The sequence below is a fragment of the Cupriavidus campinensis genome (assembly GCF_905397395.1).
GTDB lineage: Bacteria > Pseudomonadota > Gammaproteobacteria > Burkholderiales > Burkholderiaceae > Cupriavidus > Cupriavidus campinensis.
Map to the genome: position 1 here is coordinate 1 of NZ_CAJPVH010000006.1, position 13,240 is coordinate 13,240.

Annotated in this window: 13 protein-coding genes and 1 pseudogene; 9 read left to right on the forward strand and 5 right to left on the reverse strand. The window is 67.9% G+C overall.

All coding sequences use genetic code 11. The features are described 5' to 3' along the window. Positions 1 to 185, reverse strand: a pseudogene (locus tag KHO18_RS28715) (murein transglycosylase); the annotation flags it as partial. Between the two features lie 104 nt (positions 186 to 289). On the opposite strand from KHO18_RS28715, the gene KHO18_RS05390 reads away from it, so the two are divergent. After that, positions 290 to 487, forward strand: a complete 198-nt coding sequence (locus KHO18_RS05390) for a hypothetical protein (RefSeq protein ID WP_144200532.1) — start codon at positions 290 to 292, stop codon at positions 485 to 487. An 18-nt stretch (positions 488 to 505) separates the two neighbouring features. Here the strand turns inward: KHO18_RS05390 and apaG are convergent, their stop codons facing one another. Continuing rightward, complete coding sequence (gene apaG / locus KHO18_RS05395; protein WP_092299026.1) at positions 506 to 880, reverse strand: Co2+/Mg2+ efflux protein ApaG; 375 nt, start codon at positions 878 to 880, stop codon at positions 506 to 508. 259 nt (positions 881 to 1,139) lie between these two features. Here apaG and rpe point away from each other — a divergent pair, with 259 nt between their 5' ends. The 8 genes from rpe (at position 1,140) to KHO18_RS05435 (ending at position 8,543) form a co-directional block, all read left to right on the forward strand. After that, the gene (gene rpe / locus KHO18_RS05400; protein WP_144200577.1) at positions 1,140 to 1,841 is read left to right on the forward strand and encodes a ribulose-phosphate 3-epimerase; all 702 of its coding nucleotides are present in this window, start codon (positions 1,140 to 1,142) and stop codon (positions 1,839 to 1,841) included. 17 nt (positions 1,842 to 1,858) lie between these two features. Further along, entirely contained in the window at positions 1,859 to 2,605 is a 747-nt protein-coding gene (gene gph / locus KHO18_RS05405) for a phosphoglycolate phosphatase (RefSeq protein WP_144200530.1), read from the forward strand. 462 nt (positions 2,606 to 3,067) lie between these two features. Further along, positions 3,068 to 4,585: an anthranilate synthase component I gene (gene trpE, locus KHO18_RS05410; protein WP_144200528.1), complete on the forward strand. Its 1,518-nt coding sequence runs from the start codon at positions 3,068 to 3,070 to the stop codon at positions 4,583 to 4,585. A 23-nt stretch (positions 4,586 to 4,608) separates the two neighbouring features. Next, positions 4,609 to 5,178, forward strand: a complete 570-nt coding sequence (locus KHO18_RS05415) for an aminodeoxychorismate/anthranilate synthase component II (protein WP_144200526.1) — start codon at positions 4,609 to 4,611, stop codon at positions 5,176 to 5,178. Positions 5,179 to 5,234: 56 nt separating this feature from the next. Further along, on the forward strand, positions 5,235 to 6,263 hold the full coding sequence (gene trpD, locus KHO18_RS05420) for an anthranilate phosphoribosyltransferase (RefSeq protein ID WP_144200524.1): 1,029 nt from the start codon (positions 5,235 to 5,237) through the stop codon (positions 6,261 to 6,263). A 6-nt stretch (positions 6,264 to 6,269) separates the two neighbouring features. Continuing rightward, positions 6,270 to 7,073, forward strand: a complete 804-nt coding sequence (trpC, locus tag KHO18_RS05425; protein WP_144200522.1) for an indole-3-glycerol phosphate synthase TrpC — start codon at positions 6,270 to 6,272, stop codon at positions 7,071 to 7,073. Positions 7,074 to 7,101: 28 nt separating this feature from the next. Further along, the gene (locus KHO18_RS05430) at positions 7,102 to 7,746 is read left to right on the forward strand and encodes a CYTH domain-containing protein (protein ID WP_144200520.1); all 645 of its coding nucleotides are present in this window, start codon (positions 7,102 to 7,104) and stop codon (positions 7,744 to 7,746) included. A gap of 26 nt (positions 7,747 to 7,772) precedes the next feature. Then, positions 7,773 to 8,543 (forward strand): uracil-DNA glycosylase, encoded by a 771-nt coding sequence (locus KHO18_RS05435; RefSeq protein WP_144200518.1) that lies wholly within the window; start codon positions 7,773 to 7,775, stop codon positions 8,541 to 8,543. 14 nt (positions 8,544 to 8,557) lie between these two features. Here KHO18_RS05435 and KHO18_RS05440 read toward each other — a convergent pair whose 3' ends face one another. The 3 genes from KHO18_RS05440 to KHO18_RS05450 form a co-directional block, all read right to left on the reverse strand. Next, the gene (locus tag KHO18_RS05440; protein WP_144200516.1) at positions 8,558 to 8,848 is read right to left on the reverse strand and encodes an acylphosphatase; all 291 of its coding nucleotides are present in this window, start codon (positions 8,846 to 8,848) and stop codon (positions 8,558 to 8,560) included. 24 nt (positions 8,849 to 8,872) lie between these two features. Beyond that, the gene (locus KHO18_RS05445; RefSeq protein WP_144200514.1) at positions 8,873 to 11,230 is read right to left on the reverse strand and encodes an FUSC family protein; all 2,358 of its coding nucleotides are present in this window, start codon (positions 11,228 to 11,230) and stop codon (positions 8,873 to 8,875) included. 102 nt (positions 11,231 to 11,332) lie between these two features. Beyond that, complete coding sequence (locus tag KHO18_RS05450; RefSeq protein WP_144200511.1) at positions 11,333 to 13,183, reverse strand: M61 family metallopeptidase; 1,851 nt, start codon at positions 13,181 to 13,183, stop codon at positions 11,333 to 11,335. Positions 13,184 to 13,240 lie beyond the last annotated feature (57 nt).

Consider the following 13,240-nt stretch of genomic DNA (forward strand, 5'->3'; position numbering starts at 1 on the left):
GTGCCGGGCGTGCCGCCCGGGCCTTCCACGCGCGGCGGCGGGCCGCTCATGCAGCCGGCCAGCAGCACGGCCGCCCCGGCCAGCGCCAGCCACGTGCGCCATCCGGTCATGGATGCCGTCGATTTCCCGCCCGTTGCAGGCTGGTTGCACGGAGATACCGCCCCAAAGGATTCCTGATATGCCATCGTCTTCGTTGTTAGCACCGTGCGCGCGCTGCGCGGCGGCACGCATGTCCTACAATCTCGTACCTGTCTGACCGATCCACGCCTCGATCCCGATCCTGATCCCGATGAGCCAGTTCTTCGAAGACCATCCCACCCTGCTGCTCGCGGCCGAAGCCGGCGTGGCGCTGTTGCTGCTGATCTTCATCGTGGTGTGGACCATGGGCACGGCGCGCAAGCATCCGCGCCCGAGCCGCGCGCCCCAGGATCATCCGTCCCGGACCGCCGAGGCACCGAAGGACGCAGACCCGCCGCCCGCCGCCTGAGTTCCCGGCCCGGCTCCCTTAATGGAGCATGCGCGGCAGCACCAGCGCGAACTCGGGAATCGGCACCTCGAAACGATGGCCGTCCTCGGCCACGCAGAAGTACAGGCCCTTCATCGACCCCACCGGGGTGGAAATCGTCGCCCAGCTCGTGTATTCGAAGTGCTCGCCCGGCTTGAGCAGCGGCTGATGGCCCACCACGCCGAGGCCGGCCACTTCCTGCGCGGCGTTATCGCTGTCCGTGATGGTCCAGTGGCGCGAAATCAGCTGCGCGGCCACTTCGCCGGTGTTGTGGATGGTGATGGTGTACGCGAACGCGAAGCGTCCGCGATCGGGGTCCGACTGGTCGGGCAGGTACTGGGTGCGTACCGCCACGGAAAAAGCGTACTCGCTCATTGCTGGCTCATGCGTCGACCGGGATCGACGGATCGGATGGATGGTCGGGGCGGCCTGCGGCGCCGGGCGCCACGGTCGGGTGTCCGCATTGTGCGGCAAGGCCCCGGCAGGGGCAAGCGGGTGGATTTTGGCGAGGTTGGGCGGGATTCGGACCCGGCCCGGCGCCGCGGGCCCGGTCCGGCGTAAAATACGCGCCATTCCCATGCCGACGATCCGGATGCCGGCCGGGCCACCCGCCCCGCCCGCACCGCCCCACACCATGAGCACGCCCACCTACCGCATCGCCCCGTCCATCCTGTCCGCCGACTTCGCCCGCCTGGGCGAGGAAGTGCGCCGCGTCACCGAAGCCGGCGCCGACTGGATCCATTTCGACGTGATGGACAACCACTACGTGCCGAACCTGACCGTGGGCCCGCTGGTCTGCGAGGCCATCCGCCCGCACGTGACCGCCCCGATCGACGTGCACCTGATGGTGCGCCCGGTAGACCGCATCATCCCGGACTTCGCCAAGGCAGGCGCCAATATCATCACCTTCCACCCGGAGGCGAGCGATCACATCGACCGCTCGCTGGCCCTGATCCGCGACCACGGCTGCCAGGCCGGCCTGGTGTTCAACCCAGCCACGCCGCTGCACCACCTGGACCATGTGATGGACCGCCTGGACGTGATCCTGCTGATGTCCGTCAACCCGGGCTTCGGCGGCCAGTCGTTCATTCCCGAGACACTGAACAAGCTGCGCGCCGTGCGCGCCCGCATCGACGCCTACACGGCCCGCACCGGCCGCCAGATCCTGCTGGAAGTGGACGGCGGCGTGAAGGTGGACAACATCGCCGAGATCGCCGCGGCCGGCGCGGACACCTTCGTGGCCGGCTCCGCCGTGTTCAGCAAGCCCGACGCCGATGGCGGCTACCGCGGCATCCTCGGCCAGCTGCGCGACGCGCTGGCCACGGCTGGCCGTTGAGCGGACGGGCCGGACAGATGGGTCTTGAAATCCTGCGCCGCACGGACTGGAGCGGCATCGAGGCGGTGATCGTCGACCTGGACGGCACCATGGTGGATACGGCGGGCGACTTCCACGCCTCCGTCAACGCAATGCTGCTGGCGCTGGCGCACCTGCATCCGCACCTGGGGCCGGTGGCGCCGATGTCCACCCAGGAGATCGTCAGCTTCGTCGGCAAGGGATCGGAAAACCTGATCCGCCGGGTGCTGGACGCCCGTTTCGCGCCGCTGCACGCCAACGGCCTGTTTGCCGAGGCCTACGCGCTCTATGACCGCGAATACGTGCGCATCAACGGCCAGTTCTCGGCGCTCTACCCCAATGTGTGCGAGGGGCTGGCGGCGCTGAAGGCAACCGGGCTGCGGCTGGCCTGCGTGACCAACAAGCCCTGGAATTTCACCGAACCGCTGCTGGCCAAGACCGGCCTGGCGCCATTTTTCGAGCTGGTCTATGGCGGCGACGCCTTCGCGCTGCGCAAGCCCGATCCGTTCCCGCTGCTCAAGGTGGCCGAGGCTTTCCGCCTCGATCCGGCCGCCGTGCTGGCCATCGGCGACTCCGAAAACGATGCGCAGGCGGCCCGCGCGGCCGGTATGGGTGTGCTGTTGGTGCCATATGGCTACAACCATGGGAACCCTGTACAAGGCGTTGACGCCGATGGTATAGTCCCCGACATTGCCCGCGCCGCAGCGCTTGTTACCGCACAGCGCGCACAGCGGGTACCACGCTGAAAACTCCATGTTTCTCAACCGCAAACGCATCTTTTCTGGCAGTGATCGGCAGGCCTGGCCCTGGCGTCGCTGGCGCGCCTCTGAACAGGCGTAAAGTGCGTTCGCGAGTCACCTGACGGACTTGCCGGGCCGGACCCCGCTGCTTCACGCAGCCTGCCGTCCCCGACAAGCTCCCGGTTCCGCCGGACCCGGCCCCCGGTAGTCATACCAACACCCAAGGCCGGCCTCCGCGCCGATCCCCAGATCCCTCCGCCAGCGCCGTAGCCGCATGTGCTACGGTTAGCTCAAGAACGCGCCGCACGCCACGCCCGGCCGTGTGCGCGCTTGTGCGCCTTCGTGCAAGTCTTTCGCACCACGGTCCGCCCCCGGGGCGGGTTGCCAGCGTTGCCAGCCCTCCCCTGCCGACACAAGCGGTGCCGCGCCCCACATCCGATACGCGGGTGCCGCAAGAAGAGGATCGACATGACCGAACTGGAATTCAAATCGCTGGCCGACCAGGGCTACAACCGTATTCCGATCATCGCCGAGGCGCTGGCCGACCTGGAAACGCCGCTCTCGCTCTACCTGAAGCTGGCCCAGTCGCAAACGCGCGGCGTGAACACCTTCCTGCTGGAATCGGTGGTGGGCGGCGAGCGCTTCGGCCGCTATTCGTTCATCGGCCTGCATGCCCGCACGCTGCTGCGCGCCTACGGCCAGCGCGCCGAGGTGGTGACCGACGGCAAGATCGTCGAGACCCACGAGGGCAATCCGCTCGACTTTATCGCCACTTTCGAGAGCCGCTTCAAGGTGGCCATGCGCCCCGGCCTGCCGCGCTTCTGCGGCGGCCTGGCCGGTTATTTCGGCTACGACGCGGTGCGCTATATCGAGAAAAAGCTCGCCGATACCCAGAAGCCGGACGACCTGAACCTGCCCGACATCCAGCTGCTGCTGTGCGAGGAACTCGCGGTCATCGACAACCTGTCCGGCAAGCTCTACCTGATTGTCTACGCCGATCCGACCACGCCCGAGGCCTACCCGCGCGCGCGCCAGCGCCTGCGTGAGCTGCGCATGAAGCTGCGCCAGCCGGTGGACGTGCCGGTGACCAGCCCGTCCGTGCAGTCCGAGGTCTACCGCGAGTTCGCCAAGGCGGACTACATCGCCGCCGTGCACAAGGCCAAGGAATACATCATGGCCGGTGACATGATGCAGGTGCAGATCGGCCAGCGGCTGGTCAAGCCGTACCGCGACTCGCCGCTGTCGCTGTACCGCGCGCTGCGCTCGCTGAACCCGTCGCCTTATATGTATTTCTACAATTTCGGCGATTTCCAGGTGGTGGGCGCCTCGCCCGAGATCCTGGTGCGGCAGGAAACCCGCAAGATGGGCACCAACGGCGATGCCGACAGCAAGCACATCGTGACGATCCGCCCGCTGGCCGGCACGCGCCCGCGCGGCAGCACGCCCGAGCGCGACGCCCAGCTGGCCACCGAACTGCTCAACGATCCGAAGGAGATCGCCGAGCACGTGATGCTGATCGACCTGGCGCGCAACGACATCGGGCGCATTGCCGAGACCGGTACGGTGAAGGTGACCGACAAGATGGTCATCGAGAAGTACTCGCACGTGCAGCACATCGTCAGCTCGGTGGAAGGCACGCTGCGCGAAGGCATGAGCAATCTGGACGTTTTGCGCGCCACCTTCCCCGCCGGCACGCTGTCCGGCGCGCCCAAGGTGCGTGCGATGGAGATCATCGACGAACTGGAGCCGCGCAAGCGCGGCATCTATGGCGGCGCGGTGGGCTACCTGTCGTTCGGCGGCGAGATGGACCTCGCCATCGCCATCCGCACCGGCATCATCAAGGACGGCAATCTCTACGTGCAGGCGGCAGCCGGCATTGTCGCGGACTCGGACCCCGAGGCCGAATGGAGGGAAACCGAGGCGAAGGCGCGCGCCGTGATCCGCGCCGCCGAGCAAGTCCAGGACGGCCTGGACGCCGACCTCTGACCCCAGGAACTGGAGAAACGACCATGCTGCTGATGATCGACAACTACGACTCGTTTACCTACAACCTGGTGCAGTACTTCGGCGAACTCGGCGCCGACGTGCGGACCTACCGCAACGACGAGATCACGCTCGAGGACATCGAGGCGCTCAAGCCGGACCACATCTGCGTGTCGCCCGGCCCGTGCAGCCCGAAGGAAGCCGGCATCTCGGTGGCCGTGCTGCAACACTTCGCCGGCAAGATCCCGCTGCTGGGCGTGTGCCTGGGCCACCAGGCCATCGGCGAGGCATTTGGCGGAAAAGTGATCCGCGCCAAGCAGGTCATGCATGGCAAGGTCAGCACCATCGAAACCACCCAGGAAGGCGTGTTCGCCGGCCTGCCCAGGCACTTCGACATCACGCGCTATCATTCGCTGGCGATCGAGCGGGAGACCCTGCCCGATTGCCTGGAAGTGACCGCGTGGACGCCGGACGGCGAGATCATGGGCGTGCGCCACAAGACGCTGGCCGTGGAAGGCGTGCAGTTCCACCCGGAATCGATCCTGTCCGAACACGGCCATGCGCTGCTGGCCAACTTCCTGAAGGTGCCGCGATGAGGCGGCTCGACCCCGCAACATTCGCCCCCGCCCCCGACCACAGTCAAGAATCCGCCATGTCCATCACGCCGCAGGAAGCGCTGACGCGCTGCATCGAACACCGCGAGATCTTCCATGACGAGATGCTGCACCTGATGCGGCAGATCATGCAGGCGCAGATCTCGCCCGTGATGGCGGCCGCCATCCTGACCGGGCTGCGCGTCAAGAAGGAAACCATCGGCGAGATCTCGGCGGCGGCGCAGGTGATGCGCGAATTCGCCAACAAGGTGCCGGTGACGGACCGCGACAACTTCGTCGATATCGTGGGAACGGGCGGCGATGGGTCGCATACGTTCAACATCTCCACGGCGTCGATGTTCGTGGCAGCCGCCGCGGGCGCGAAGATCGCCAAGCACGGCAACCGGGGCGTGTCGTCCAAGTCGGGCAGCGCCGATGTGCTGGAGGCGCTGGGCGTGAACATCATGCTCACGCCGGAGCAGGTCGGCCAGTGCATCGCGCAGACCGGCATCGGCTTCATGTTCGCGCCGACGCACCATCCGGCCATGAAGAACGTCGCCCCGATCCGCAAGGAAATGGGCGTGCGCACCATCTTCAACATCCTCGGCCCGCTGACCAACCCGGCCGACGCCCCCAATATCCTGATGGGCGTGTTCCATCCGGACCTCGTCGGCATCCAGGTGCGCGTGATGCAGCGCCTGGGCGCCAAGCACGCCATCGTCGTGTACGGCAAGGACGGCATGGACGAGGTTTCGCTCGGCGCCGCCACGCTGGTGGGCGAACTCAAGGATGGCGAAGTGCGCGAGTATGAGATTCACCCGGAGGACTTCGGCCTGTCGATGATCTCCAACCGGGGCCTGAAGGTGGCCGATGCCGCGGAATCGAAGGAGATGCTGCTCGAAGCGCTGACCGATGTGCCGGGTACGCCACGCGAAATCGTCACACTGAACGCCGGCACCGCGCTCTACGCGGCCAATGTGGCCAGCTCGATCGAGGATGGCATCGAACGCGCGCGCGCAGCCATCGCCAGCGGCGCCGCCCGCGAGAAGCTCGACCAGTTCGTGCGCGCCACGCAGCAATTCAAGTAATCCGCCATGTCCGACATCCTGCAAAAAATCCTGGCCGTGAAGGCCGACGAAGTAGCCGCCGCACGCAAGAAACGCGACCTGCCCAGCCTGCGCGCCGAGGCCGAGGCCCTGCGCACCGAGCCCGGCCTGGCGCCGCGCGGCTTTGAGCGGGCCCTGCGCGAGAAGATCGCCGCGGGCCACGCGGGCGTGATCGCCGAGGTCAAGAAGGCGTCGCCGTCCAAGGGCGTGCTGCGCGAGCACTTCGTGCCCGAGGCCATCGCCGAAAGCTACGCCAGCCACGGCGCGGCCTGCCTGTCCGTGCTGACCGACGTGAACTTCTTCCAGGGCCATGCCGATTTCCTGAAGCGCGCGCGCGGGGCCTGCCCGCTGCCGGCGCTGCGCAAGGACTTCATGGTCGACCTGTATCAGGTCTACGAAGCCCGCACCTGGGGCGCCGACTGCATCCTGCTGATCGTGGCCGCGCTGGACCCGGGCCTGATGGCCGAACTGGAAGCCTGCGCGCTGGAACTGGGCATGGACGTGCTCGTGGAAGTGCACGGCGCCGACGAACTGGACCACGCGCTGCGCCTCAAGACCCCGCTGGTGGGCGTGAACAACCGCAACCTGCGCACCTTCGAGGTCTCGCTGGACAACACGCTGGACCTGCTGCCGTCGATGCCGCCGGAGCGGCTCGTGGTCACGGAGTCGGGCATCCTCGGCCCGGCCGATGTGAAGCGGATGCGCGACGCCAACGTCAACGCCTTCCTGGTTGGCGAGGCGTTCATGCGCGCGCCCGATCCGGGCGCGGAGCTGGCGCGGCTGTTTGCCTGAGCCCTTCGCCTAACCCCGGACGACCCCCATGCCGCGTGAAATCGAACTGAAGCTCGCCGTGCCAGACGCCGCGCTGGCGGCCGTGGCCGCATGGCTCGATGCCCACGGCGAGGCGCGTGGCGAAACCACGCTGCTCAATGTCTACCTGGACACGCCCGCGCGCGACCTGGCCCGCCAGCGTGCCGCGCTGCGGCTGCGCCAGAAAGACAACCAGACAGGCAGCCAGTGGCTCCAGACGCTGAAGACCGCCGGCAGCAGCCAGGGCGGACTGGCCTCGCGCAACGAGTGGGAGTGCGAGGTGGCCGGCGAGGCCATCGAGCTGTCCCGCTTCCCCGACGACGCGCGCGCCGTGCTGGCGCCGCTGGCCGGGCAACTGGCGCCGGTATTTCGCACCGATTTCGTCCGCCGCACGTGGATCGTCACGCAGGACGGCGCGCGCATCGAAGCCGCGCTCGATACCGGCACGATTACGGCGCCCGGGCAGGCCCGGACCGAGACCATCCAGGAACTCGAACTCGAATGGCTGCCCGGTGAGGATGGCGACGACAGCCCCCTCGCCGAAGCCGCGCTGCGCGCCTTCGCCGCACGGCTGGCCCATGTGGCACCGCTCACCCCGTCCGATCTGAGCAAGGCCGCGCGCGGCTATCGCCTGACGGGCGGCTCGCTTTCCTGACCTTCTCCCCCTCCCGCCCTCCCCGCATGCAAGCCGACTTCTTTGCCGCCCCGGCCGCCGAGCCCCCTGCCATCGCCCCGCTGCAAACCCAGGTCGATGCGCTGCCCGCCGCGTGGCGGGCCCTGCTCGCGCCGTGCCTCGGCCATGCCGCGTGGGACGAACTGGCGCGCTTTGTCGATGGCGAGCGCGCCGCCGGCAAGCCGGTATTTCCGCACGCGGTCTTCCATGCGCTGCACCTGACGCCGCCCGATGCCGTCAAGGTCGTGATCCTGGGGCAAGACCCGTATCACGGCACCGGGGTGGTCGGCGGCGCGGAGATTCCGCAGGCGCACGGCCTGGCGTTCTCGGTGCCCGAGGGCGTCAAGGTGCCGCCGAGCCTTCGCAATATCTTCAAGGAAATCGGGGCCGAGTATGGCGCCGAGCCGACGCGCGCCTCCGGCAACCTGGAAGGCTGGGCGCGTCAGGGCGTGCTGCTGCTGAACACCGTGCTGACCGTAGAGCAAGGCCAGGCGGCCAGCCACGCCAAGCGCGGCTGGGAGGCGGTGACCGACTGCCTGATCCACGCGCTGGCGGCGTCACAGCCCAATCTCGTGTTCCTGCTATGGGGCAGCCATGCGCAAGCCAAGCGGGCGCTGCTCGATGGGCAGACCGCGCACACGCATTGCGTCCTGGAGGCGCCACACCCGTCGCCGCTGTCCGCGCATCGCGGATTCCTGGGTTGCGGGCATTTCCGGCAGGCCAATGACTGGCTGGAACGCCATGGCCGTGCGCCGATCGACTGGCTGAAAGCCGACTGAAGGCTGACGAATCGTCAAGCAGTCGGCAGCCAGCGGAATCCGCTGAACGGCCCTTCGTCGTCAGCGGGCGTCATCTCCACCCTCGACACCTGCGCCGCCGGTGGGCCCGCCGCCATCCACGTCCGTAACGCCTCAAGCTGGTCGCGCGGCCCCCGCGCGATGACCTCGACCGTGCCATCGGTCCGGTTGCGCACCCATCCCACCAGCCCCAGCGCCGAGGCGCGGTCCGCGCAGGCCGCGCGATAGCCCACGCCCTGCACGCGGCCATGGGCGGTGAGATGCCAGGTTTCGGCGGTCGATGTCATCGGTCGCTCCTTTTCGGAATCGTCTCAGTCCTTCTCCGCCATCGACCGGCCAATCGCGCCGGTGCGCAGCGCGATCTTGGCGGCGTCCTCGCGCAGCGCGCGCAGGCGGCGCTCCAGCACTGCATTAGCGGCGCGTCCGGTCGAACTCGCGCCCGACTCGGCAGGTTGCGCGGGGTCATCCCGCTCGTCCGCGCCGATCTCGCCCGCCACGGCGGCCTGGGCCAGCACGTCCGCCTTGCGCCGGTCGGCCGAATCCGCGATCCGCGCGCGGCGCTCGCTGGCTTCGTCGTCATCGGCGGCGGCCCCTGCGGCCGGCTCGTGCGGCGGCAGGCCTACGCCGGCCACGGCAGTTTCCGTCGGCGTGCGGATAAAGCCGGCGCCGCGTGGCCCGTGCCGCTCCTCGCCCGCCAGCCGTTCGCTGGCCAGCGTCAGGCTGCGCGTGGCGGCCTCCGTGGCCTGCTCGATGGCGGCCTCCGCCGCTGGCACGTCCAGTTCCTCGTAGTGCTGGCGCACCTGGATGCGCGCCGCCGCCACATGCGCCGCCACCAGATAATTCTGATTGATGAAGCGGCTCAGGTTGTCCACGGCGCGGTGCCGGCTGCGCGGCTCGTCGAGCATGCGCTGGAACGAGGCAATCAGCGCCGACAGGTTGTCCATGAACTGCTTGCGCTGCACGCGGTAGGCGAAGTCGTCCTTGGTGCGGCGCAGCAGCAGGTCACGCGTGGCGGCGATATAGCGCCGGTTCGCCTGGAGCACGTTCTCCACCAGCTTCGGAATCGCCCGGTACTCCCAGCTTGGCAGCACAAAGCTGAAGATGGACGCAATCACGCCGCCAATCACCGTATCGATCAGCCGCTCGCCCACCACGGTCTGGCTGCCCGGCATCAGCAGGTTGATCTGGATCAGCACCTGTACGCAGGCGGCGATGGCCGTATAGCGGTACTTGATGGTGGAAAACGCCGAACTGGCCACCAGCGCCACGTACAGCACCGCCAGCAGCACCAGCGGCTCCGTCACCACGCGCAGCACCACCACGCTGATCAGACAGCCGATCAGCGTGCCGATCAACCGGTCGTTGTAGCGCTGCTTGGTCAGGCTGTAGTTCGGCTTCAGGATCACGACAATCGTGAGAAGAATCCAATAGCTGTGCGACGCATACGGCAGCCGGTCGCCCAGCCAGAGCCCTACCGCCACCGCCATCGTGATGCGCAGCGCGTAGCGGAACGCCGGCGAGCGCCAGCGCAGGTTGTCCAGGATCACGCCCAGCTCGTACTTCTGGCGGGTCAGGAACGGGGTCATGTCCGATCCCGGCATCACCTTGGCCGGCTCCACCGGCGTGCGGGACGCCTCGTGCAGCTGGCCAACCAGCGTGATGGCGCCGCGAATCATCTCAAGCGTCTCCGCTAGCGCTGTCATGGCCGCCGCCGGCACGTGGTGATGTCGTAATTGTTCGATTTCCGCCGTCACGGCGCGCAGGTCAGGGCCGTAGTCATGGGCGCTGTACGAGGGCTTGCCACGCGTGACGTCGTAGGCGATTTCCTCGAGATCCTTGCCCAGGCCGCGCACCAGCCGCCGTATCGCGTCCAGCACCGGCGTGCCGCCGAAGGTCTGGCGCAGCAAGGGATAGTCGGTGTTGGTGGAGAGGATGTACTCGTAGAGATCGAGCATCCGCAGGTGCACGCGCACCAGCAGGCCATCGTGCTTGGTGCGGTTTCCCCGCAGCACCAGGTCGCGCGCGGCCTGCTGGCGCTCAGCCACCACGATCTGCTGGCGCACCAGCTGGTTGAACTGTTCCTCGTAGTCGGTGCCGGCATCGTAGAAACCTGCCTTGATCTCGAGGTAGTGAGACATTTCGTACAGCGACTCGGCCAGGATCTGCTGGCGCGTGCGCCGCTCCATGACCCAGCTGACCGCCATCGCATACGCCAGGTAGGCCACCGCCCCGGCCCCGAACAGCCCGGCGTGGACAAGCGCCTTCTGGAGCACGAAGTCCTCGTTCACGGTGAGTGTCATGACGAACAATGCCGAAAACTGCAACGGCATGGTCTTGTTGCCATAGACCGTCATCATCCCGGCCAGGAAGGTCACCAGCACCAGCACCCACGGCAGCACGCGCGGGAACGGCGTGGCCAGCGCCACCACGGCGGTCACGGCGGTGCACAGCAGCACGCTGGCCAGCATCTCGTTGAACTTGTGGTTCAGCGGGCTGGGCAGGTCCATCAGGCTGGTACAGAGCGCGCCCATCGACACGACCATGGCGCTGGGCAGGTCCATGACCTGCATGGCCAGCAGCGTGGCGCCGATGACCCCGGTGGCCGAGCGCAGGCCACGGTAGATATAGTGCGAGAAGAGAAACGTGCGGGGATCGTGCGCGTATTCCATGGGGCGGCTTGGGGCTGGCGGGGCTGGCGAACGATGGCGACGTTGGCGCGGATGGGGGCGACCGGCGCCCGGTGTCAGGACCCGGGCGCCGTCATCGGCCGGTTACTGCCCCAGCCAGCGCGTGCGGGCCGCATGCTTGCCGGGCTCCACGTTCACTTTGTACTGCATGGCCGGCTCGCGCGCCAGGGTGACGGGCAGCACCTGGAGTTCGTCGCGCCGGAACAGGTGGAGTTGCACGGCGTCGCCGGGGCGGTAGCGCGCCAGTTGCTTGTCGAGCTGGCCCGGCGCCAGCCGCAGGCCGTCCAGCGCCACGAGCAGGTCGCCCGCCGAAACGCCGGCCGCCTGCCCTGCCCCGCCGTCGAGCACCTGGCTCACGCGTACCCAGCCTTCCTCGTTGCGGGTCTTGATGCCCAGCGCCGCGCCGGCGGACGGCTTGCCCGGCTCGACACGTTCGGCCTTGATGCCGAACGCGCGGAACAGCGGCGGCAGGTTGATCTCGCCCGTGCCCTCGGTCAGCGCCCGCAGCAGCGGGCCGAGCCGCAGCCCGGTCACCTGATCGAACAGCGCATGGACCTCGGCCTCCGTCACACCGCGCTGGGTGGCGCCCGGCGCGTAGAAGTCGCGGCCGTAGCGCTGCCAGAGCGCGCGCATGATGTCATCGAGCGACTTTCGCCCGCCGGTCTTCTCGCGAATGGTCAGGTCCAGCGCCAGCCCCACCAGCGAACCCTTGGTGTAGTAGCTGACGATGGCGTTCGGCGCGTTCTCGTCCTGCCGATAGTATTTCGTCCAGGCATCGAAGGCACTGTCGGCCACGCTCTGCTTGGTGCGGCCGTTGCCACGCAAGACGCCGTTCCAGGTCTTGGCCAGCATCTCGATGTACTGCGCGGTTGAAACCAGCCCCGTCCGGGCCAGGATCAGATCGTCGTAGTAGCTCGTAAATCCTTCGAACAGCCACAGCAGCGGCGTATAGGTTTCCTGCGCGAGCTGGTACGGCACGAACGCCGCCGGCTTGATCCGCTTGACGTTCCAGGTGTGGAAGTACTCGTGGCTGCACAGCCCCAGGAAGGTGCGATAGCCCTCGCTGGTCTCGGCGTTGCCGCGCACCGGCAGGTCGCCGCGCGCGCACATCAGCGCCGTGCTGGCGCGGTGCTCCAAGCCGCCGTAGCCATCGGTGGTCACCATCGTCATGAAGACGTAGCGGCGATTGCTGTCCAGGAACGGCGCGCGTGCCGAGCGCGGCTCGAACAGTCGGATCTGGGCCTCGCAAATCTGTTTCAGGTCGCGGCAGACGCGTTGCAGGTCCAGGTTCGGCACCTTGCCCGTGAACACCACGTCGTGCTGGGCGCCGCAGGCACGGAAGCTGGCCATGGCGAACGTGCCCATCTCCACTGGATGGTCGATCAGTTCGTCGTAGTTGGCCGCCTGATAGCGCCCGAAGCCGTAGCGGCGCGCGCCGCCGGGGCCGCGCGCCTCGGGCAGCGCCGTGGCGACGCGCCAGTCGGCATACGCCTCGCCGGTGGGCGCGTGCAGATCGACGGTGCACGGGTGGTCGTCCTGCCCCACCACGCGCAGGAACACGGAGCTGCCGTTGAAGAAGCCGTGGGTGGTGTCCAGGTGCGCGCTGCGCACCGACAGGTCCCAGGCGTAGACCTCGTATTGCAGCACCAGCGGCCCGGCATCGGCGGCATCGGCGGCATCGGCGGCATCGGCGGCAAGTGGCGCAGCCTGCCAGGTTTGCTTGTCGAGCTTGGTCAGCGGCACCGCCGCCCCGCCCGCATCGGCCCGGATACGGACGATATTGCGCGCGAAGTCGCGGATCATGTAGCTGCCCGGAATCCACGCGGGCAGCGTGAACACCTGGCCGGCGGGGTCGGGGGCGTCCACCGTCACGGTCACGGCGAACAGATGGGCTTCGGGCTGAAGCGGGGCGATGGCGTAGCGGATCGGCGTCATGGTTGCGATTGTAGCGCCACGCCCCGTCACCCTTCGAACGTGGACTTGTCTTGTGGG

Excerpts from the sequence above, each read along its gene's own strand:
- KHO18_RS05445 (WP_144200514.1), bottom strand. The coding sequence starts at position 11,230 with ATGGAATACGCGCACGATCCCCGCACGTTTCTCTTCTCGCACTATATC.
- rpe (WP_144200577.1), top strand. The coding sequence starts at position 1,140 with ATGAGCACGCCCACCTACCGCATCGCCCCGTCCATCCTGTCCGCCGAC.
- KHO18_RS05430 (WP_144200520.1), top strand. The coding sequence starts at position 7,102 with ATGCCGCGTGAAATCGAACTGAAGCTCGCCGTGCCAGACGCCGCGCTG.
- trpC (WP_144200522.1), top strand. The coding sequence starts at position 6,270 with ATGTCCGACATCCTGCAAAAAATCCTGGCCGTGAAGGCCGACGAAGTA.
- gph (WP_144200530.1), top strand. The coding sequence starts at position 1,859 with ATGGGTCTTGAAATCCTGCGCCGCACGGACTGGAGCGGCATCGAGGCG.
- trpE (WP_144200528.1), top strand. The coding sequence starts at position 3,068 with ATGACCGAACTGGAATTCAAATCGCTGGCCGACCAGGGCTACAACCGT.
- KHO18_RS05440 (WP_144200516.1), bottom strand. The coding sequence starts at position 8,848 with ATGACATCGACCGCCGAAACCTGGCATCTCACCGCCCATGGCCGCGTG.
- apaG (WP_092299026.1), bottom strand. The coding sequence starts at position 880 with ATGAGCGAGTACGCTTTTTCCGTGGCGGTACGCACCCAGTACCTGCCC.
- KHO18_RS05450 (WP_144200511.1), bottom strand. The coding sequence starts at position 13,183 with ATGACGCCGATCCGCTACGCCATCGCCCCGCTTCAGCCCGAAGCCCAT.
- KHO18_RS05415 (WP_144200526.1), top strand. The coding sequence starts at position 4,609 with ATGCTGCTGATGATCGACAACTACGACTCGTTTACCTACAACCTGGTG.
- KHO18_RS05435 (WP_144200518.1), top strand. The coding sequence starts at position 7,773 with ATGCAAGCCGACTTCTTTGCCGCCCCGGCCGCCGAGCCCCCTGCCATC.
- trpD (WP_144200524.1), top strand. The coding sequence starts at position 5,235 with ATGTCCATCACGCCGCAGGAAGCGCTGACGCGCTGCATCGAACACCGC.
- KHO18_RS05390 (WP_144200532.1), top strand. The coding sequence starts at position 290 with ATGAGCCAGTTCTTCGAAGACCATCCCACCCTGCTGCTCGCGGCCGAA.